General features: G+C 43.4%; 1 pseudogene. It reads right to left on the bottom strand.

Going from position 1 to position 258, the window contains the following annotated elements:
- Positions 1–230 (bottom strand): annotated as a pseudogene (locus AAEZ06_RS27680) (bile acid:sodium symporter family protein); the annotation flags it as partial.
- Positions 231–258 lie beyond the last annotated feature (28 nt).

The raw sequence follows: 258 nt of genomic DNA on the forward strand, positions 1-258 counted from the left end.
GGCAAAATGGTGATGACGAATAAAGAAATCATTGTCTTTATAATTGGCAGTTGAAACTCGCTTCCAGCACCCATAAAGTGAATCAATGAAAAGCTTAGAACAATAGGAATACTAAATACCGTGATGATACTAGCAATCGCAGTCATAGTGACGGATAACGCTACATCGCCTTTGGCAAGGAAGGTAAATAAGTTGGAAGTGGTGCCACCCGGACAGAGCACGAGTAACATGACCCCTACCGCATATTCAGGTCGCAGC

Source organism: Pseudomonas sp. HY7a-MNA-CIBAN-0227 (genome assembly GCF_040310325.1).
Lineage (GTDB): Bacteria > Pseudomonadota > Gammaproteobacteria > Pseudomonadales > Pseudomonadaceae > Aquipseudomonas.